This window comes from Aquimarina celericrescens (genome assembly GCF_042682765.1).
Lineage (GTDB): Bacteria > Bacteroidota > Bacteroidia > Flavobacteriales > Flavobacteriaceae > Aquimarina > Aquimarina celericrescens.
Window position 1 is genome coordinate 25,819 of sequence record NZ_JBHUHY010000016.1, and the last position, 21,055, is coordinate 46,873.

19 protein-coding genes are annotated in these 21,055 nt (G+C 34.2%); 12 read left to right on the forward strand and 7 right to left on the reverse strand.

The window, feature by feature from the left end; translation table 11 throughout:
* Positions 1-139 precede the first annotated feature (139 nt).
* From panB to ACFSJT_RS15190, 3 genes are read left to right on the forward strand one after another with little or no spacing between them, the layout of a single operon-like run.
* Positions 140-958, forward strand: a complete 819-nt coding sequence (gene panB / locus ACFSJT_RS15180) for a 3-methyl-2-oxobutanoate hydroxymethyltransferase (protein ID WP_378321163.1) — start codon at positions 140-142, stop codon at positions 956-958.
* 51 nt (positions 959-1,009) lie between these two features.
* Positions 1,010-1,360 (forward strand): four helix bundle protein, encoded by a 351-nt coding sequence (locus ACFSJT_RS15185; protein ID WP_378321164.1) that lies wholly within the window; start codon positions 1,010-1,012, stop codon positions 1,358-1,360.
* Between the two features lie 36 nt (positions 1,361-1,396).
* The gene (locus tag ACFSJT_RS15190; RefSeq protein ID WP_378321165.1) at positions 1,397-2,095 is read left to right on the forward strand and encodes an RluA family pseudouridine synthase; all 699 of its coding nucleotides are present in this window, start codon (positions 1,397-1,399) and stop codon (positions 2,093-2,095) included.
* A 9-nt stretch (positions 2,096-2,104) separates the two neighbouring features.
* Here ACFSJT_RS15190 and ACFSJT_RS15195 read toward each other — a convergent pair whose 3' ends face one another.
* Both ACFSJT_RS15195 and ACFSJT_RS15200 read right to left on the reverse strand, forming a co-directional pair.
* The gene (locus tag ACFSJT_RS15195; protein WP_378321166.1) at positions 2,105-2,962 is read right to left on the reverse strand and encodes a DMT family transporter; all 858 of its coding nucleotides are present in this window, start codon (positions 2,960-2,962) and stop codon (positions 2,105-2,107) included.
* A gap of 9 nt (positions 2,963-2,971) precedes the next feature.
* The gene (locus ACFSJT_RS15200; protein ID WP_378321167.1) at positions 2,972-4,516 is read right to left on the reverse strand and encodes a hypothetical protein; all 1,545 of its coding nucleotides are present in this window, start codon (positions 4,514-4,516) and stop codon (positions 2,972-2,974) included.
* A gap of 208 nt (positions 4,517-4,724) precedes the next feature.
* Here ACFSJT_RS15200 and ACFSJT_RS15205 point away from each other — a divergent pair, with 208 nt between their 5' ends.
* The 7 genes from ACFSJT_RS15205 to ACFSJT_RS15235 all read left to right on the forward strand — a co-directional run bounded on the left by ACFSJT_RS15205 (position 4,725) and on the right by ACFSJT_RS15235 (position 11,712).
* A complete protein-coding gene (locus ACFSJT_RS15205) occupies positions 4,725-5,897 on the forward strand; it encodes a 2-isopropylmalate synthase (RefSeq protein ID WP_378321168.1) in 1,173 nt (390 codons plus the stop codon).
* 129 nt (positions 5,898-6,026) lie between these two features.
* Positions 6,027-7,409 carry a 3-isopropylmalate dehydratase large subunit gene (gene leuC / locus ACFSJT_RS15210; protein WP_378321169.1) on the forward strand — a complete coding sequence of 461 codons (1,383 nt, stop codon included), beginning with the start codon at positions 6,027-6,029 and terminating at the stop codon, positions 7,407-7,409.
* 2 nt (positions 7,410-7,411) lie between these two features.
* Positions 7,412-7,999, forward strand: a complete 588-nt coding sequence (leuD, locus tag ACFSJT_RS15215) for a 3-isopropylmalate dehydratase small subunit (RefSeq protein WP_378321170.1) — start codon at positions 7,412-7,414, stop codon at positions 7,997-7,999.
* Positions 8,000-8,077: 78 nt separating this feature from the next.
* Positions 8,078-9,193, forward strand: a complete 1,116-nt coding sequence (gene leuB / locus ACFSJT_RS15220) for a 3-isopropylmalate dehydrogenase (protein ID WP_378321171.1) — start codon at positions 8,078-8,080, stop codon at positions 9,191-9,193.
* A gap of 246 nt (positions 9,194-9,439) precedes the next feature.
* On the forward strand, positions 9,440-10,306 hold the full coding sequence (locus tag ACFSJT_RS15225) for an N-acetylmuramoyl-L-alanine amidase-like domain-containing protein (protein ID WP_378321172.1): 867 nt from the start codon (positions 9,440-9,442) through the stop codon (positions 10,304-10,306).
* A 251-nt stretch (positions 10,307-10,557) separates the two neighbouring features.
* Complete coding sequence (locus tag ACFSJT_RS15230; protein ID WP_378321173.1) at positions 10,558-11,277, forward strand: hypothetical protein; 720 nt, start codon at positions 10,558-10,560, stop codon at positions 11,275-11,277.
* A gap of 207 nt (positions 11,278-11,484) precedes the next feature.
* A complete protein-coding gene (locus ACFSJT_RS15235) occupies positions 11,485-11,712 on the forward strand; it encodes a putative signal transducing protein (RefSeq protein ID WP_378321174.1) in 228 nt (75 codons plus the stop codon).
* A gap of 213 nt (positions 11,713-11,925) precedes the next feature.
* Here the strand turns inward: ACFSJT_RS15235 and ACFSJT_RS15240 are convergent, their stop codons facing one another.
* Both ACFSJT_RS15240 and ACFSJT_RS15245 read right to left on the reverse strand, forming a co-directional pair.
* Positions 11,926-13,479, reverse strand: a complete 1,554-nt coding sequence (locus tag ACFSJT_RS15240; RefSeq protein WP_378321175.1) for a GMC family oxidoreductase — start codon at positions 13,477-13,479, stop codon at positions 11,926-11,928.
* Complete coding sequence (locus ACFSJT_RS15245) at positions 13,476-15,326, reverse strand: fatty acid desaturase (protein WP_378321176.1); 1,851 nt, start codon at positions 15,324-15,326, stop codon at positions 13,476-13,478. The genes ACFSJT_RS15240 and ACFSJT_RS15245 overlap by 4 nt, the downstream gene beginning before the upstream one ends.
* An 85-nt stretch (positions 15,327-15,411) precedes the next feature.
* Between ACFSJT_RS15245 and ACFSJT_RS15250 the strand changes: the two genes are divergently transcribed.
* Positions 15,412-16,011, forward strand: coding sequence for a TetR/AcrR family transcriptional regulator (locus tag ACFSJT_RS15250; protein WP_378321177.1), 600 nt, complete (start codon positions 15,412-15,414; stop codon positions 16,009-16,011).
* 152 nt (positions 16,012-16,163) lie between these two features.
* On the opposite strand, the gene ACFSJT_RS15255 is transcribed toward ACFSJT_RS15250, so the two are convergent.
* Positions 16,164-17,789: an ABC-F family ATP-binding cassette domain-containing protein gene (locus ACFSJT_RS15255; RefSeq protein ID WP_378321178.1), complete on the reverse strand. Its 1,626-nt coding sequence runs from the start codon at positions 17,787-17,789 to the stop codon at positions 16,164-16,166.
* Between the two features lie 265 nt (positions 17,790-18,054).
* Here ACFSJT_RS15255 and ACFSJT_RS15260 point away from each other — a divergent pair, with 265 nt between their 5' ends.
* Complete coding sequence (locus ACFSJT_RS15260; RefSeq protein ID WP_378321179.1) at positions 18,055-19,527, forward strand: TlpA family protein disulfide reductase; 1,473 nt, start codon at positions 18,055-18,057, stop codon at positions 19,525-19,527.
* Between the two features lie 34 nt (positions 19,528-19,561).
* Here the strand turns inward: ACFSJT_RS15260 and fsa are convergent, their stop codons facing one another.
* Both fsa and ACFSJT_RS15270 read right to left on the reverse strand, forming a co-directional pair.
* On the reverse strand, positions 19,562-20,215 hold the full coding sequence (fsa, locus tag ACFSJT_RS15265; RefSeq protein ID WP_378321180.1) for a fructose-6-phosphate aldolase: 654 nt from the start codon (positions 20,213-20,215) through the stop codon (positions 19,562-19,564).
* 11 nt (positions 20,216-20,226) lie between these two features.
* Positions 20,227-21,051, reverse strand: a complete 825-nt coding sequence (locus tag ACFSJT_RS15270; protein WP_378321181.1) for an SDR family oxidoreductase — start codon at positions 21,049-21,051, stop codon at positions 20,227-20,229.
* Positions 21,052-21,055 lie beyond the last annotated feature (4 nt).

Here is a 21,055-nt window from a genome sequence, read left to right on the forward strand (position 1 = left end):
GACTCCATATCCTGTTTTTTAGATTTCATTCTTTATCGCTTCAAATTCGTCAACAAATAAAGACAAATCAAATTGTGACATAACGTTTGTTACGATATGGCTAAATGATTACTTTTACAGTCTTTAAAAACAATAGCAAATGTCAACAGCGAAGAAAGACTACAAACGCGTCACGGTAAAATCTCTTGTAGATATGAAATCTAATGGAGAAAAAATATCCATGTTAACCGCCTATGATTATACCATGGCGAAGATCGTTGATGGTGCCGGTGTAGATGTAATTCTTGTTGGAGATTCTGCCTCAAACGTAATGGCTGGACATGAAACCACACTTCCTATAACCCTGGACCAAATGATTTATCATGCTTCATCTGTAATTCGCGCTATTGATCGTGCTTTGATTGTGGTGGACATACCTTTTGGAAGTTATCAAAGTGACCCGAAAGAAGCACTACGCTCTGCGATACGAATAATGAAAGAATCAGGGGCACATGCTGTAAAAATGGAAGGCGGAAGAGAGATCAAGGAATCTATTAAAAGAACTCTGAATGCTGGAATCCCTGTGATGGGACATTTGGGATTGACTCCACAATCAATATACAAATTTGGAACATACACAGTTCGCGCCAAAGAAGAAGAGGAAGCCGAAAAATTAAAAGAAGACGCTTTGATGCTAGAAAGGATTGGCTGTTTTGCTATTGTTCTTGAGAAAGTTCCGGCAAAACTGGCTAAAGAAGTTGCAGAAAGTCTTACGATACCAATTATTGGTATAGGTGCGGGAAATGGTGTTGATGGACAAGTGTTGGTAACACATGATATGTTAGGTATGACACATGAATTTAATCCTCGGTTTTTAAGACGTTATTTAGATCTGTATACAGAAATGACCAATGCTTTTAAGCAGTATGTTACTGACGTAAAAGCTGTTGATTTTCCCAACGAAAATGAACAGTATTAGTAGGTAGATGAATTCGATCTTTAGACAATTTAGATTGTTAGACATTTAAATATGCATAAATTCAAAGACTTGGAAATATGGAAAAGGAGTAGAGTTTTTTGTTCTAAAATTTACGCCATAACATCAAAGTTTTCCGAAACTGAAAAATTTGGATTGACTAATCAATTACGAAGAGCTTCAGTTTTAATTCTACCCAATATAGCTGAGGGTTCATCTAGAAACTCAAATAAAGACTTTTCAAGATTTCTTCAAATTACTTTAGGTTCTGCTTATGAAATAGAAACGCAACTATTAATTTCTTACGACTTAAACTTTATTAACAAAGAAGAACTTCATTTACTTTCAAAAGAATTAGAGTCTATCATTAAAATGACTTCAAAATTCAATTCTACTTTGAAATAATCCAAGAATCGAATAATCCAAGAATCGAAAAAATCAATGCCTAAGACTCTTTCAAATAAAAACAATCTTCAAGTTCTTTATGAAGATAATCATGTGGTCATAGTCAACAAACGTCCCGGAGATATTGTACAGGGAGATAAGACAGGTGATAAGCCACTAAGTGAAGTGGTTAAAGAATATATTGCACAAAAATACAATAAACCTGGTGCGGTTTACTTAGGTGTTGTGCATCGGTTGGATCGACCAACCAGTGGTATCGTAGTGTTTGCGCGTACCAGTAAGGCACTGCCCAGACTTAACAAGATATTTGCCAATAAAGAGGCAAAAAAAACGTACTGGGCTGTAGTAAAAAACAAACCTCCTAAAGAAAGTGACACTCTAATTCATTGGCTTAAGCGAAATCCAAAGCAAAATAAGTCGTATGCCTATGTACAGGAAGTGCCAGATAGTAAAAAGGCAATTTTGGATTACAGAATTATTAAAAAGTTGGATAATTATTATGTACTCGAAATTGACCTTCATACCGGAAGACATCATCAAATAAGAGCTCAACTATCGTTCATAAAATGTGCGATTAAAGGAGATTTAAAATATGGAGCAGATCGTAGCAATAAAGACGGTAGTGTTCACCTTCATGCAAGAAAACTTGCTTTTGTACATCCGGTAAAAAAAGAATCTGTAACTATCATTGCTCCTCCTCCACCCGATCCCACATGGGATGCCTGCCTGGTATAAACAAGAATTTTATTTATAAGTTCTCACACTTTCAATCATTACAGAAATTAGAATTAAAATTCCCCCGAGTATTGTTGAAAGAACAGGTATTTCACCTAAAAAAATCATACCAAGGATAATACCATATATCGGTTGTATACTGCTAATAATACTTGCTGTTGTGATAGAAAATCGTTTAAAACTTGCCAAAAATAATGTATGCCCAATCGCTGTGGTTAATAATGCTAATGTTAAGGTAGGCAGCCACTGTTCTTTAATACCCGAACTATCCATGATGAATAAAAATGGTAGTAGAAAGATACTTACGATGACTAATTGATACCACATCAAAACCGAGCCATCATAATTTCCTACTTTGGTTTTCATAATAATATTACGCAATGCATAGCATAACGCAGAGACCACACCAAGGATGACAGCTTTGGTATATGAATTAGTAAAATCCAGATCAGGAACCAAAAAATAAATTCCCAATAAAACCAGTAATGTAAGCAACAGATGCACTTTCTGAAATTTAGTTTTCAATAGCAAGGGTTCCAATAAGGCAGTAATCACCGGATATGTAAAAATTGACAACATACCAATAGCTACGTTTGATAGTTTCAAAGCGTAGAAATATGTAATCCAATGCAATCCCATTAAAATACCACTAAGAATAATGGTTGGTCGATCTTTGCTTCCTGTTCTGAAAGAAATTCCTTTCCATTTGCAAAAAGCAAATAGTAAGACTCCTGCCATTAATGCTCTAAACCCTATAATAACAGGCACTGGCATATTAATGTATCTTCCCAATGCTCCAGAAGTGCTAATTAATAGCATAGCAAGATTGAGTTCCAGAATATTGCGTAGGTGTAGATTTTTTTGCATCATAGAGTATTACCGAACCAGTTTTTGAGATTTTTCCTTAATAATATCTGCGACAGGCCTTCCTTCGATATTACTTTCTAACCACGATAATATATCTAAATACAAAAATGCTCTTTTTTCATAGGGATGATCTTCATACTGCTTCAGAGTTTTATGAAGTTTTCTAAACTCATCCTTGATCTGATGCGGATAAATATCTCCAAGATTTTTTAAAAACTTAATCATCTCCTTTTGCACCTCGTGTAAATCGTCCATCTTCAGTAAGAATCTATACGTTTCTTTTAGTTGACTTTCGAGATGATAATCCATTCCCGCTTCATAATGTGCAACCAGGCTCAACACGCGAGAAAAACACATTAAATCTTCCCTCATTTTCAACGATTTATTATTGATAATTTTTGTAAGGTATTCTATGCATTTCCTATGATTTCCCATTCCAAAATACAAACATCCTATCTTATAATACAATACCATGATATGGTGGTCGTCAATACGGTTTTTATAATTTTCGATTCCCTTGAGTATTTCTTCAACCAGGTATTCCCCTTCATCAAAAGTACCTTCTAAGAAATGAATATTTAACCTGTTGTTGTAAATGAACTGAAATGATAATACCTCTATATTATCATCTTTTGGAAATGTGCTTTCTGCAATAGAATTTTCAAACTCTTTAAGCGTAGACTTCAATTGTGTTTTATCCTTTATAAGGTATAATGATTCGAGTAAATAATGATTTCCTCTTAAAAAAAATACAGGATTCTGAATCATCATTTTTGGGCTTTCATAAAACAGATCCACCCATTTTTTAGAATATTTATAACATGACAAAAAATCCTGAATGATAAAACTATACCACAAATGGGCCTTATACAACCACAATTTTTCTCTAAAACCCAACATACTCCATTCATATTTGGGGAGTTTGCTGTGAAAATAATTAGTAATTACGTTATGCTCCTTATCATTTCGAACATATCCACTCTTTAACATTAACCCATATAATTGAAGCGATAGATTAGACAACCTACTGGTTAAAACATTTTTCATGCTTAACATTTTTGCCTCAACCGTCAATTCGTCTGCCCTACTATTGATACTTCTAGTGATATACTGAGTTTCAATAACTTTTTCAAGCTCTACAATTTCATAAGCTATATTATGTTCTTCGTTTTCTTTTGCCAAAGACTTTGCTTTTTCTAAAATCTTTAAGCTTTGCTTATACAAACCCTTATGATATAATATAGAAGCAAAATCCAATTGTTCCCTGATTTGAGAACGTATGTTTTGATGCAGAGGACTTAATCGTAAACTAATCAAAATTTGTTTGTATAGATGTGCTTTTAGGTTAGAAAGTTGCAGTTTTGTTACAATGCCTTTCTTTACAATAAGTTCTTCATCAAGTGTATCGCTCTTATCCAAATGATTAAATAAAGCAAGAAATTTTGAATCGGTATTTACGCCTAATCGACCTACATATACTTTAAACTGTCGCTTTTCTGATTTAGAAAGTGACTTTACCAAAACAAACAAAGGATCTTTTTGATCAGTAGTCATTGTAAGAAATTACGATTTAATTAATTGATTAAAAGAAAGTTATGTTTTCAATAAAATAGTTTACCATTGTAAAAGTAACATCTGAATACTTCCTTTTTGCAATCCCAAAATATAAATTCGTAAGAGATTTAAGAAACATCTTGTTAAGAATATTTAAAAAATATGATCTTTTATTAATCATACCAATCTTATAATTTATAAAATTCTCATGAGCAATAATAAAGTCCAAATATTTGATACAACCTTAAGAGACGGAGAACAGGTCCCTGGTTGTAAACTTAATACCGAACAAAAATTAATTATTGCAGAGCGACTTGACCTTTTGGGCGTTGATGTCGTTGAAGCTGGATTTCCTGTGTCAAGTCCGGGAGATTTTTCTTCGGTAACCGAAATTGCACGAATTGTTAAAAATGCTACGGTTTGTGGACTAACAAGAGCAGTAGAAAACGATATCAAAGTTGCGGCAGAAGCACTGGTGCATGCCAAAAGACCAAGAATACATACTGGGATAGGTACTTCTGAATCCCATATCAAATATAAATTTAACTCTACTCAGGAAAAAGTTATTGAACGAGGTGTTGCCGCGGTAAAATATGCTAAATCGTTTGTAGAAGATGTAGAATTTTATGCAGAAGATGCTGGTCGCACCGACAATGAGTTTTTAGCACGAGTTTGTGAAGCTATGATCAAAGCCGGGGCGACCGTTCTTAACATTCCTGACACTACAGGATATTGTTTACCAGAAGAATATGGAGCTAAGATCAAATACTTAAAAGAAAATGTAAAAGGAATTGACAATGTCATCATTTCTTGTCACTGCCATAATGATCTAGGCCTAGCGACTGCAAATTCTATAGCCGGAGCTATTTATGGTGCAAGACAAATTGAATGTACTATTAATGGAATTGGCGAACGTGCCGGAAATACAGCTCTAGAGGAAGTTGTAATGATTATGAACCAACATCCTTATTTAGATCTTAATACTAACATTAATACCAAATTATTGTATGATACCAGTAGAATGGTATCTGAAAAGATGGGAATGGCAGTACAACCCAACAAAGCTATTGTAGGAGCCAATGCTTTTGCTCATAGTTCGGGGATTCATCAGGATGGTGTAATTAAGAATCGTGAAACCTATGAGATTATAGATCCTGCAGAAGTTGGAGTGACAGAATCAGCTATTGTACTTACCGCGAGAAGTGGTAGAGCTGCATTGGCATACAGAGCAAAGAAAATTGGATATGAATTGACCAAACTTCAATTGGACGATGTCTACAAAGAATTTTTAAACTTTGCAGATAAAAAGAAAGAAGTCGTAGATGAAGATATTCATCAAATTATGAAAAACATCAATGTAACAGCTGCAATTGTAGCATAATTTAACCAACAATTATAACCACGTATTTTATAGTCATTTAGGGCGTAGTCGAGAAAATTGTAAAATATAAAATCATAAAAACACATTTCGACTACGCTTAATGTGATAGATGATTACTTTAGATATAAAATGAAAAAGACATTATTTGATAAAGTTTGGGATGCTCATGTAGTCAAGAAAATTGAGAATGGTCCACAAATATTATACATAGACAAGCATCTAATCCACGAAGTTACAAGTCCGCAGGCGTTTGCAGAATTAGAACAACGTGGAATTCCTGTTTTCAGACCTGACCAAATTGTGGCAACAGCAGATCACAACACGCCTACCATTGATCAGCATTTGCCGGTAAAAGATGCACTGTCAAGAAATCAATTAGCACAGCTTACCAAGAACTGCAAAAAAAATAACATAACCTTATATGGCTTAGGGCACAAATACAATGGTATAGTTCATGTAATGGCACCAGAATTAGGAATTACCCAGCCAGGAATGACTATAGTTTGTGGTGATAGTCATACTTCTACTCACGGGGCTTTCGGTACTATTGCCTTCGGAATAGGAACAAGTCAGGTAGCACAGGTTTTTGCTAGTCAAAGTTTGTTACTCCAAAAACCCAAGAGTCTTCGAGTGAATGTAAATGGTAAACTAAAGCCAGGTGTTTTACCTAAAGATGTAATATTGTATGTAATTGCCAAACTAGGCACCAATGCTGGTACAGGGTATTTTTGTGAATATGCAGGTAATGTATTCGAAGAGATGTCTATGGAAGGTCGAATGACCGTTTGCAATATGAGCATTGAAATGGGGGCCCGAGGTGGTATGATTGGCCCTGATGAAACCACATTTGAGTATGTAAAGGGAAGAGAGTTTGCTCCCAAAGGAGATGAATTCGATAAAAAAGTAGCCTATTGGAAAACGCTTCCTAGTGATGAAGGAGCTATCTTTGATAAAGAATACCATTTTGATGCTGCCGATATAGAACCTATGATTACTTACGGAACCAATCCTGGTATGGGGATCAAAATTTCAGAAAATATTCCTGTCGAAAATAATGCCTCTTTTGAAAAGTCATTAGCGTATATGAATTTCGAAAAAGGGCAGTCATTGATCGATCAAAAAATCAATTATGTATTTATAGGAAGCTGTACCAACAGTAGAATAGAAGATTTTAGAGTTGCAGCTAATTTTATAAAAGGAAAGAAAAAAGCCAACAATGTAACTGCCTGGTTTGTACCAGGCTCACAGCAAGTAGCCCAGCAGATAGTAGAAGAAGGGTTAAAAGAAGTTTTTGAAGATGCAGGTTTTAGGCTTCGCCAACCAGGTTGCTCTGCTTGCCTGGCCATGAATGATGACAAAATTCCAGAGGGAGAATACTGTGTTTCTACTTCTAATAGAAATTTTGAAGGGCGACAAGGGCAAGGCTCAAGAACTATTTTGGCAAGCCCGCTGGTAGCTGCAGCAACAGCGATTGAAGGAAAAATTATCGATATTACTAAACACTTAAATTAATCATGGATAAGTTTAGAAAACTAACATCCTCTGCTATACCTCTATCTATCGAAAATGTAGATACAGACCAAATTATACCCGCTCGATTTTTAAAAGCTACAAATAGGGATGGTTTTGGAGAAAACCTTTTTAGAGACTGGCGTTTTAATAAAGATGGCACCATAAATCATGAATTTATTTTGAACGACAACACCTTTACAGGCAGCATCCTGGTAGCAGGAGATAATTTTGGATGCGGATCAAGTCGTGAGCATGCTGCATGGGCGCTGCATGATTATGGTTTCAAAGTAGTAGTTTCAAGTTTCTTTGCAGATATTTTCAAAGGAAATGCCCTCAATAATGGTGTCTTACCTGTTCAGGTTTCAGCAGAATACCTGCAAGAACTATTTACAGTGATCAACAAGGATGCAAATGCGCAAATAGAAGTAGATCTTGAGAAAGAAAAAATCACAATCCTTGCTACCGGTTCTGCCGAAGCTTTCGAAATCAATCCATACAAAAAAACATGTCTAATTAATGGTTATGACGATATTGACTTTTTAATTAGTAATACAACAGCAATAGAGAAATTCGAAAACAATAGAATTTAATACGAAAAAAATGTCAGATAGTGCTTGTTACGCCTCAAAAACAAATTAAGAAGCTCAGTAAGACAAAAAACAGAAGATATGAAACTAGATATCGCAGTATTATCAGGAGATGGTATCGGTCCAGAGGTGACTGCTCAGGCCATAAAGGCACTAGAAGCTATTGCTCATAGCTTTGACCATACGTTTATTTTTAAAGAAGCTTTGGTAGGCGCTATTGCCATTGATAAAACAGGAAATCCTTTACCCGATGAGACACTACAGCTTTGTGTAGATACCGATGCCGTTTTGTTTGGCGCTATTGGCGATCCCAAATATGACAATAATCCCAGTGCACCGGTACGACCAGAACAAGGTCTATTAAAGCTACGTAAAGAATTGGGGCTTTATGCAAACATACGTCCTGTTAAAGCCTATAGTACACTCATTGATAAATCCCCGCTCAAACGTGAGATTATAGAAGGAACCGATATTTCTATTTACAGAGAACTTACCGGAGGTATTTATTTTGGAAAAAAAGAATTGAGTGATGACGGTACTATCGCATCTGATTTGTGTGAATATTCTAAAGAAGAAATAGAGCGTATTGCCCACCTTGCTTTTAAAGCAGCACAAAAAAGAAGAAAAAAATTAACGCTGGTTGATAAAGCCAATGTGCTGGAAACCTCAAGACTTTGGAGAAAAGTAGTCACTGAAATCTCAAATAAATATAAAGATGTAGCACTTGATTTCTTATTTGTTGATAATGCAGCCATGCAAATGATCTTAAATCCGAGCCAGTTTGATGTTATCCTTACCGAAAACATGTTTGGCGATATCATTTCTGATGAAGCTAGTGTTATAGGAGGATCTATTGGACTTTTGGCTTCAGCTTCTATTGGAAATTCTTGTTGTATGTTTGAGCCTATTCATGGTTCTTATCCACAAGCTACAGGAAAAGGAATTGCGAATCCAATTGCTGCAATATTATCTGCGGCTATGCTACTAGAGCATTTTGATTTAATAGGTGAAGCCACAGCTATTCGTGATGCTGTAGAAAAGGCACTAGAATTAAACCTGACTACACCTGACTTAAATTCTAATAACCCTCTTACCACCGAAAAAGTAGGAGATTTTATAGCTGATTATATTCTGAATCCTGAAGATTCAAATATGAATTTTGAAAACATACACGTAGGACAATCAACGATTATCTAGGTATACGATCATTTCTGTTTAAAAAAGAGACTGTCTGAAAAGTAACTTTCTCTGTCATTTCGTGCGGAGTCGAGAAACAATAATATTTGGTTTTCAATACATTTCGACTCCGCCTGTCTGCCGACAAGGCAGGCTCAATGTGACAGGACTGTAAATAATATACATTTCAGACAACCTCTTTTTATATAACAACACCTTAAAAAACTATATTTGTATCTATAGATTCAAACATCATACATATCGCAGATGAATAATTCTGTTTTGCTTCTGGTTTTATTATTTATATTTAATAGTGTTAATGCTCAAGAAAATAGTGTTGATGCTCAAGAAATTGTATGCTCTTCAAAAGATAAAGAGATTTTTCAATCCAAAATATCTGAACTCAAAAATAATTATACAACAAACACCAGTATAGAAGAAACTATCATATTGGTAGGAAATTCTTTTCTTGGAACTCCCTATGTTCCCAAAACACTTGAAATAGGTACTAAAGAGTCTTTGGTTATTAATCTTCAAGGGTTAGATTGTACAACCTTTGTTGAGAATGTCATTGCATTTAGCCTGATGCTAAAAAACAACCAAGATAATTTTGACAACTACACTCACTATCTTCAAAAAATTCGTTACAAAGATGGTATTCTAGATGGTTATGCTTCTCGATTGCATTATTTTTCAGATTGGATTGCTAACAATGAAAAAAAGGAAATTATAAAAAATATTACTGGAGATATTGGGGGTGAAAAATTAAAAAAGAATATCAATTTTATGAGCACTCATCGGGAACTTTATCCCTTCCTGAAAGATGATCAAAATTTCAATAGAATAAAAGAATCTGAAATGAATATGAATCAATCAGATTTTTACTATTTACCTAAAGATCAGATTAAGGATAACGAAAACTTAATAAATTCAGGGGATATTATTGCTATAACTACTGCTGTTAAAGGTTTGGATGTTAGTCATACTGGAATTGCAATACGATTAGCGTCAGGAAGAATTCATTTGCTTCATGCCTCGACCAAGGGTAAGGTTCTCATTTCAGAAGTACCTCTTGCTGCCTACCTCCAAAAATCAAAAAACAACACAGGTATCATCGTTAATAGAATTCAATAACATGATATTCCATTTCCTTTTTACTCGATAATCGAGATTTAAAGGCTAAAGGTGGCTTGCCGCGAAATCAAAATTAATTTCCTTCCGATGCCCAGTGGGATTGCCCTGAGGTAATTTACTATAATCTGCCTCAAAACTTATTACTGACTTCAACAATCGTTAAAAATTTTATATTCTATAACATTACACATCTTATTATTTTTAAAGCTTGAGCTAAATTGCTAATTTAGTGGCGCTAAAGAAAAAAGAAAATGATGCTTCCCAGAACAAACATTGAACATAAATTAAGTAAATTACGTAGTAAAGAATTTGATTCATCCAGCTGGAGAAATCAAGTACAGGAAATTTTCAGAAAAGATCTAGCTCACGAAGAAAGAATTGTTAGAAATCTAGATTCGTCATCAGAATCTGTTGTTAATATTTTAGATTTTGATCAACTGGATACTCATAAGATCTATCATATCGATCAAATAAAAAAAATCTGTATAGATTATCGATTGCGTTTCTTGGACTCTAAATATTTTAAAGGAAAATTACCTAAATCTGCAATCTCTGCAATTAAAGATTTAGAGAAAAAACATCAAACTGAACTTAAAGGATTTAAAATTATTGCTCCGTCTAAACTTTTCAAATTAGAAAATGCAGATGATCCTCTTCTCTTTGCTCCTATGGGGAATGATTATTTTTACTTGGTTCATAAGTGGGGAAATGATCTGCATCCTCTTCGTAAAATAATGATGTGGTCTTTTAAAAGTTTTGAAAATTTACTATTTCTTACCTTTTTAGTGAGTCTTTTGCTTACTTTCATGGTTCCTGATGGTTTATTTACGAAGGAAAGTAATACGTCTACTTTTATAATGGTTTTTTTCTTTATGTTTAAATCGGTAGCTGCAGTGGTATTATTCTATGGATTTGCACTAGGTAAAAATTTTAATCCGGCCATTTGGAATAGCAAATATTTCAATGCATAGCATGAAGTCTATTTTGATAGAAGGGTATGCAGAATTCACAAAAACGAATCAAGTTATATTAGTTATATCACAAAAGTAAAATAGTAAATAGAGAGCAATAATTATAGTACTACGAACTAAAACCTATATCCTACAGAATCAATATTCCTTCAAAAGTTGCTGAAATGTATAGTTTCTTTTGTAATTTTATTAAAAATTTAAAAACTTATGTTTCCAGAGAGTGAATACGAAAGAGTATATACCGGTAGTCTGGTTAATATTCAATTTCTACAGACTTTACTTCAAGATAGAGGTATCAACTCTATAACTCGAGACGAGATGAAATCTGGAATGATGGCTGGTTTTGGTGGAGGTGTCCCTGATCACATACAACTTTTTGTAAAAAAGGATGATATGGAAGAAGCCCTTCCCATTATAGAAAAGAGTCTTTCTTGATCGTATGGAAAATGAAGATAAATCTCCCAGAAAAACATGGGACTTAATGATTGGTATCGCCTTAATTCTCTTTGGAGGCCTAAGACTTTACAATAGATGGCAAACAGAAGCAAATTGGAGTTTGCAATCTATTTTAACAATTCTGTTTATTGGTTATGGTGCTTTTTTAGTTTTCAGGTATTTTAAAAATTCATCAAAACTCTAGTCTAGCCCTTATTTAGATTTCTTAGGAATCTTACTCATTGCATGTTCTGAAATAGCGGTAATTGATAATGACGGATTCACTCCCGGATTTGCAGATATCATAGAGCCATCACATATATACATGTTTTTATATCCAAAAACCCTATTGTTTTTATCAATTACACCTTCAGAGGGATTATTCCCCATTACTGCACCTCCGAGTATATGAGCAGTAGAGGGAATCCCGGCCAAGGGTTCTAAACCAAAAACAGTTTCCTTTCCCTTAATCAAAGATGCGTATTTCTTTGCCAACCCCAGAGATTGGGGGATGAACGCTGAAGGTTTTTTCCCTTCTGCAACCCTGGTATTCATAATTCCCAAGGTATTGCGTTTTAGCCTTAGGGTACTATCTAGTGTTTGCATAAATAGTAAAACAACTGTGCTTTTGGCCCAATCCCTAGTCGTATACAATTTGATATAAGACATAGGGTGTTTTATAAAGCTCGTGATCATTTTTACTACTCTAACTATCGTATTCTTGCCATGGGTTAATGGTAAATGCGATAATCGCCAAAAACCAGACCCTTTGGCATATCGTACAATTTCAAGATGGCTATTTTTATCAGTATTAAGTATGGATCCAATCGCTACTCCTTTTGACATATCTTTTTTCCCATCGAGGTTGGTAACACTAATAAGACTTTCGTTATTTGTTCGAATATCAAACCCTAATCTATCCGAAAGTTTGGGTAGTGATTTTTGTTTAAGCTTAAGCAATAATTTAACAGTCCCTAAAACGCCTCCAGAAAAAATTACACCTTTGGTTTTAACAGATTTATGTGACTTAGAGAATCGTGTAGAAGATTTATATTTAATTTCATACCCATCCCTATTGGGAATAACATCATATACTTCTTGCTCTGCAAGAATTTCTGCCCCTAATTGCTGTGCCAAGTACAAATAATTTTTATCCAAAGTATTTTTTGCTCCGAATCTACATCCCGTCATACAGCCGCCACAGTAATTACAACCTGTTCGATCTGGTCCCTTTCCATCAAAATAAGGATCAGAAACTGTTTCATTGGGTTTCCCAAAAAAGACGGCAACATTTGTAGGTTCAAAACTTTTATTTCTATCCATTTGAGAAGCCATCTCCTTTAATGCCTTATCTCCATCAAAAAGCTTTGGATTTTTTTGGGCGCCAAGCATATTCAACGCTATTTTATAAAAAGGTGCAAGATCTGATTGCCAATCTGCCAATTCACTCCAACTACCAGAAGTAAAGAATTCTTTTTTAGGAATGGGCAAGGTATTCGCATACACCAATGAGCCTCCACCGACACCTGTACCTGATATAACAACTACATGCTTAAAAAAAGACATCTTCATGATACCAAACCACCTAAAAAATGGTATCCAAAGCCATTTTTTGAGATTCCAGTTGGATTTAGGAAAATCTTGAGCAGCATACCACTTACCTTTTTCAATAACTAAAACCTTATAGCCTTTTTCTGAAAGTCTTAAAGCACTTACTGATCCTCCGAAACCACTACCTATAATGATATAGTCATATTCCATATTCATACCCTTAATTTTAAGTTTGTGCAAGGTTTACAAACACATGGCAAAATAAATCCCTGATCAATTTCATGTTGCAACAAAGAGATTTCATCCCTATTTTGCCATGTTACCTCGCCTTCTATTAGTTTTAACTTACAAGTACCGCATTGTCCCATTTTACAGGCATGAGAAAGTTCTTTACGATTTCGTATAGAAGCCTCAAGAATTGTTTCAGAGGTGTCTACTGAAAATGAGGTTTGATTAGGGTTCAATATCTCTACATGATTCGTATATCCTGTTAACTTCTTTGAAGCATATACAAATTTTTCTGTATATATTTGGTCTTCTGAAATTCCAATTGAGCCCAACACAACTTTTGAAGCCTCCATCATTGGTTTTGGTCCGCAAATATAGCATTGCGTATTTACTGAAATATTATTAAAATACTGGCTTTGTTCTTTTATGTCTAAAATTTTGTAACTCAAAAAATACGTTAACCGATCTTCATGTTTTTTTGAAAGTTCTTCTATTTCCTTTTCAAATATTACATCTATGGCACTTCTACATCCATACAAAAGGGTTACCCGTTGGTTTGAGGTATGCAGAACAGTCTTCAACATAGAAATTATGGGTGTAATACCGCTTCCACCCGCAATTAGCAACATAGGATTTTGCAATACTTCAGGCAATACAAATTGACCATAAGGACCAGAAACTCTTAGCTTATAACCTGATTGTATAACATCCAAAAGATGATTCGATAATTTTCCGTTAGCCACTCTCTTAACTGCTACCGCTAATTTACCGGTTAAAGGATCTTCACAAATAGAATAACACCTACTTACCAGGCGATTATTTACGTAATCAGAAATAACAACATATTGACCAGATTGATAGGTAAAAGGAATAGTATCTAAGTTTCTAAACACAATTTTTATAGCATCATGTGTCTCATGAAATACATTTTCAACCTCCAGAATATAATTCCACTTTTTATGATCAAGTAAATCGAAATAGGTATTTTTCTTTCTTAGAAGTTGTAAATCATACTTTCCAAAACCTTCAATAGGTGATTTTTCTTTTCGCAATTCATTTTCATAATCCAGAAAACAATTTTTATAGCTATAGAAAGGAACTCGAGGATATAAATGATGCATTAAATGGTAGCTTTGGTATAAAGACAGAAACTCTAACCCGGGAATGGTTATAGCTCTTGTATTATGATATTTTCCCAGGTTATGATGTGGATAATGAGGAATCCAATCAAAAGAAAAAGCTAAAACAGGAGCCGCAATTAATGCTGGCAAAATAAAAACATAGAAAAGCAACTCTCCTTCACCAATTAAAATTATTGAACCTATACTAGTTAACTGAAACACCAAAAAGAAAAGAGATTGACTTCTAACCGATTTCATGGTAATATTTTTCTTACTATCTTTTCCCAGAGACAGCTTAAAATAATGCGCGATTAAAGTAAGGCATCTAAAAAATACCAAAAATGCATTTTTCCCATTTACATAATTGTCGGGATCTCTTACAGGATCGTTTGTATGAGCATGATGTTGAAGGTGAATAACCACAAAGGCAGAAAAAGGAAAAAGCAAAAAAAAGCTTGATCCCCATCCCAGAGCATTTTCAATTTTTTTAAAAGACCTAATACCCCCAGATATATTACCGTGACTCGCCTCATGTGCCACAGTAAACATGCTGTATGCCATTGCTGCTCCACTACAAGCTATCCAAACTTTTGAAAATCCCATTTTGAATAGATAACAGAGTAGTATATAACCAGAAAGTAAGGATAGGAATAAAATTATAGTAGGCCAAGCAACCTTTCCAGTATATTTTAACCATATATCTAGATCTTTCATTCGGTAAATTATTAAGTTTGAAAAAAAAGATGTTGAAATCAAACTATTATTGTAAATATAGTTCGATTTTATGAATTAATCAATTATGGGGAGAAAATCTATCGCAAGGAAAAGAAAAAGCAAGGATAAAAAAGTTGAACAATGGACACAGGCCATACTTCCAAAACTTAAACGCAAAGATCTTGGAAATCTAACCATGAATGATCTGGCCCTATTGATGAATAAGAGCAAGTCGACTATTTATGAATATTTTACAACAAAAGAAGAGATTTTTGAATATATCACGCAAGTAAGAATTGATCGCCTAAATGCATATAAGCATGAAATTACTTCTGAAATTTTACAATTAAACTATCATTATGAAACTCTGGCAGCAATCCTAACCGATGGAGCAAAAGATATTTCTGCATTTTATCTAAAACAATTACGAGAACATTATCCAGGTGCCTGGAAAATTATTGAAGATTTTTTGTTTGGATTATTAGACGATTTTAAACAAATGTACCTTAATGGCATTAAGAATAACTTATTTAAAGCCGTATCTATAGATCTTCTTCTTAAACTCGATCAATATTTCATCTTACAATTAATTACAGATGATTCCTTTTTTAATCAAAGTAAAGAAACCCTCGAATCCACTATTAAAGACTACATGTTTTTAAAGTTTGAAGGATTAATGAAATAAAAAAGCTCTTCTGGATCGCCTTCATTCTATAAGAATCGAAAGAATCTATGAATTCTAAGTCACTAACAAATAGAGAAATTTAAAATGTTAAGAAGTGACATTTTCTATTCCTTTCTAGACAAAACGACCTTACTTTTAAATGTAATATCTCGTTAAACATTTACTGCGTACATCTTATCTCGTAGCTCTTTAATTTTACTATCACTCATGTAATCGTCAAAAGTTGTATATCTATCGATTACACCATTGGGAGTAAGTTCTATAACCCTGTTAGCTACCGTTTGAGCGAACTCATGATCGTGAGTGGTAAATAACACCGTTCCTTTAAATTTTTTCAAAGAATTATTGAACGCAGTGATCGACTCAAGATCCAGGTGATTGGTGGGCTCATCCAACATCAATACATTGGCACGAGTCATCATCATTTTTGATAACATACAACGTACTTTTTCTCCTCCTGATAGTACATTAGATTTTTTTAGTGCTTCTTCTCCACTGAAAATCATTTTCCCCAAGAAACCACGAAGAAAAACTTCTTCACGTTCTTCCTCAGTAGTGGCCCATTGGCGTAACCAATCCACCAATGTCAAATCATTCTGAAAATATTCACTATTATCGGCAGGTAAATATGACTGCGTTGTGGTAATACCCCAGGAAAACTTACCAGCGTCAGCTTCTTGCTTATCATTCAATATTTGATAAAAAGCAGTAGTAGCTCTGGAATCTTTTGAGAAAACCACTACTTTATCTCCCTTTGCAAGATTAATATCTACATCTTTAAACAATATTTCTCCTTCTAAACTTGCCGCCAGGCTTTCCACATTTAAAATCTGGTCTCCCGCTTCTCTATCCCTTTCAAAAATAATAGCCGGATAACGACGACTTGAAGGCTTAATGTCCTCAATGTTGAGTTTTTCAATCATTTTCTTACGAGAGGTTGCTTGTTTCGATTTAGCTACATTGGCACTAAATCGGGCAATAAACTCTTGTAATTCTTTTTTCTTTTCTTCTGCCTTCTTATTTTGTTGTGCTCTCTGTCTGGCCGCTAGCTGAGAAGATTCGTACCAGAAAGTATAGTTTCCGCTATAGTGATTAATCTTTCCAAAATCAATATCAGAAATATGGGTACACACCGAATCCAAAAAATGTCGGTCGTGAGATACTACTATTACCGTATTCTCATAATTAGCCAAGAAATTCTCTAACCAGGAAATCGTTTCATAATCCAGGTCGTTAGTTGGCTCATCCATAATCAATACATCAGGATTACCAAATAAACACTGAGCTATTAACACACGTACTCGTTGTTTAGTGTCAAGATCAGACATTTGTGTATAATGCAAGTCTTCTTTGATGCCCAAATTAGAAAGCATTGCCGCTGCATCACTGTCGGCATTCCATCCGTTCATTTCTTCAAATTGAACCTGCAACTCTCCAATCTTTTCTGCATTCTCATCGGTATAATCTGCATAAAGGGCATCAATTTCTTTTTTGATCTTATAGAGAGGTTTGTTACCCATGATAACAGCTTCTAACACTGTATATTCGTCATAAGCATAATGATTCTGTTCTAAAACAGACATTCGCTTACCTGGTTCGAGATGAACATGACCCGAAGTAGGTTCTTGTGCACCAGAAAGTATTTTTAGAAACGTTGATTTTCCTGCACCATTGGCTCCAATAATACCATAACAATTACCTTGTGTAAAAGTAGTATTTACCTCGTCAAAAAGAATTCGTTTACCAAATTGAACCGAAAGATTAGAAACTGATAACATGATTAAAAAGTTGTAAAATTTGAATTTGGCGCAAAAGTAGAAAAATCGATTCAGAACCAGAAACAATCTAGCATTAAATTAAAATCATTATCAAACGATTATCTATTTACCGATTCAAAAACCTTATCTGTTGCCTTCAATGCATAATACAAAATTCCATATCCTAATAATATCCTAATAATTAAAGAATTAACGTATCGTTAACAAATGAAAAAGACGTTTCACTTTACTTTTGAACAATAGTCAGATAATTACTACACCCAAAATGCGATGTTCCTGGATTACATATTTTACAAAGATTTCTTTGTTGTGCTATTGTTTTGGCAGCTGCACCTCTCCTGAAGAAAATAATAGAGAATACACTTATTTTGGCGGAGAAATTGTAAATCCCAACACCAATTATGTCATCCTTTCTAAGGGAAATGGGGCAAACGATACTATACAACTTGATAGAGACAATAGGTTTTTGCACAAAATCAAGAACCTAGAAGAAGGTATTTACTTCTTCAGACACAATCCAGAAAATCAGATTGTACTTATCGAAAAAGGGGATAGTATTCTTTTACGTCTTAATACATTAGAATTTGATGAGTCTCTTGTTTTTACCGGTGATGGAGCAAGAAAAAACAATTTCTTGATCGACATGTATTTACAAAATGAAATAGAGCGTGAAAAACTAAGAAGGACTGAACTTCAGTTATCGCCATCTTATTTCAAGAGAAATCAAGATTCTCTAATTAAACGAAAGCTAAAGGCTTATGAAAAATTAACGAAAAAGCATGAATTAAGCACCTTGGCAAAAAAGATAACGCAAGCCAGTTTTATATTTGATTATTATACAAGACATGAGTTATATTTTCATCGTCGCTATGGAATAGGCGGTTTAGATTCTACGAAAGATCTTCCTGAATCTTTTTTTGACTATCGAAAAGATATCAATTTTAACGATGAAGAGCTTAAACGACTTTATTCCTATAATAGGTATCTAAATTATTATTTTACAAATTCGTCCCTTAGAGATTACAATAACGAATTTTCACAGTATGAAGGTGAAATTGGGAGCACAGTTTATAAATTAGATCTGGTTGATAGTCTAGTACAAAATCCATACATAAAAAATAACTTATTAAGAAGAGTTACAGCCAATTTTTTGCTGGAAAGCAAGAATGATCATGACTCAAACAAAGTGCTGAATCATTACCTAAGTGTAAGCTCTAATAAAAAATCTCAAAAAGAATTAAGAAAGTTAAATAGAGCCATTTCCAGGTTAAGACCAAATCATCCAATACCTGAACAAAAACTCATAACAGCCAATGGTGAAATTATAGAACTCACTTCTCTTTTTAATAAACCTATTACAGCTCTGTACTTTTGGTCTATGGATAGGAAAGATCACTTTATAAAATCGCATGAAAAGGCTTCATATCTGAGTGCATTATATCCTGAAATCGATTTTATTGCCATCAATACCGATGATGAACAGACAAAAAACTGGTTAAAAACTATCAAAAGACATCATTATAATTTAGGCAAAGAGTATGAATTTAAGTATCCCAAATGTTCTTCTGAAGAGTTAGTAATTTATAATCGTAACAAAGTAATTCTCGTTGATAAAGAAGGAAAAATTATTAATGCTAAAGCAGATTTATTTTCTTCTAAATTAGAAAAGCAGCTCATGAAATACTCAAGATTGGCAAGTCTTCAAAATAATAAAAGCTACCCTATAAATAAAAAGTAGCTTTTATTATATGTTTAATATGCTTTTTTAGATCTTAATTTCCTTTCTTATAATCTGCCAGGAATTTTGCAAGTCCAATATCAGTTAATGGATGTTTTAGCAACCCTTCAATAGATGATAAAGGTCCAGTCATTACATCAGCACCAATTTTTGCACAATCTATGACATGCATTGTATGTCTCACTGAGGCAGCCAAAATCTGCGTAGTAAATCCATAATTATCATAGATCATTCTCATCTCGGCAATCAAATTAAGTCCATCGGTAGAAATATCATCTAGCCTTCCTATAAAAGGGGATACATACGTTGCTCCTGCTTTTGCAGCAAGTATTGCTTGACCTGCAGAAAAAACTAATGTACAATTGGTTTTGATCCCGTGATCGCTAAAATATTTTATTGCTTTTACACCATCTTTAATCATGGGCACTTTAACAATAATCTGATCGTGAAGTTTTGCCAACTCTTGTCCCTCTTTGATAATTCCTTCGTAGTCGGTAGCAATCACCTCGGCACTAACATCCCCGGTTACAATATCACATATTTTTTTATAATGATTAATAATATTCTCTTTCCCCGTAATCCCCTCTTTTGCCATTAACGAAGGGTTTGTAGTAACGCCATCTAGAACACCTAAGTCCTGAGCTTCTTTAATTTGGTCTAGATTTGCCGTATCAATAAAAAATTTCATTGTTGTTGTGTTTATTTAATTTTATAATGATTCATTAATAATTTCTCGTAAGTTTTATCTGGTAGAATGCGCTTTAGCACAATAGAAAACTTTTGCATAAATGCCCCTACTTTATAATGTATTTTCGGATTCTTAGTTTTGATAATCCTATAAACTGCTTTTGCCATTTCTTGAGGATCACTTCCTTCATCTACGTGCTCATTTATGAGTTCTAGTGCGTTGCCATAAGATTTTGCATAAGGAGACCCTTCTCTCACCGGGGCATGGTATCGACCTGCTGCAATATTGGTAGCAAAATCTCCAGGAGCAACGTTAGCCATCTTAATATTAAAACCCTTTAATTCCATACGCCAAGCTTCAGTTGTCATTTCAAGAGCTGCTTTAGAGGCACTATAAATCCCCCTGTAAGGCAATCCCATGTAGCCAGCTATTGAGGTTATATTAATGATCAAACCATGACCTTGTTTACGCATCAAAGGTAAAACGGCTTTGGTAACATGTATAGGCCCAAAATAATTGGTTGTAAAGTTTTTTAATATCTCTACATGGGGTACTTCTTCTATTGCTCCCATAATCCCTGCACCTGCATTATTGATCAATATATCTAATCGCCCATGTTTTTGTTCGATATGGCGAACTGCAGTTTCTATACTATCAACATCGGCAACATCAAGTTGTAATAATGCAAATGATTCAAAGCTTTTAAATTTTTCGGGGTTACGACTTGTCCCGTAAACTATATATCCTTTATCTTTAAGAAATGTTCCTATTGATTTACCTATTCCCGAAGAACCACCTGTTATTAAAACAACCGTAGATTTTTGATCTCTGTTCATGGGC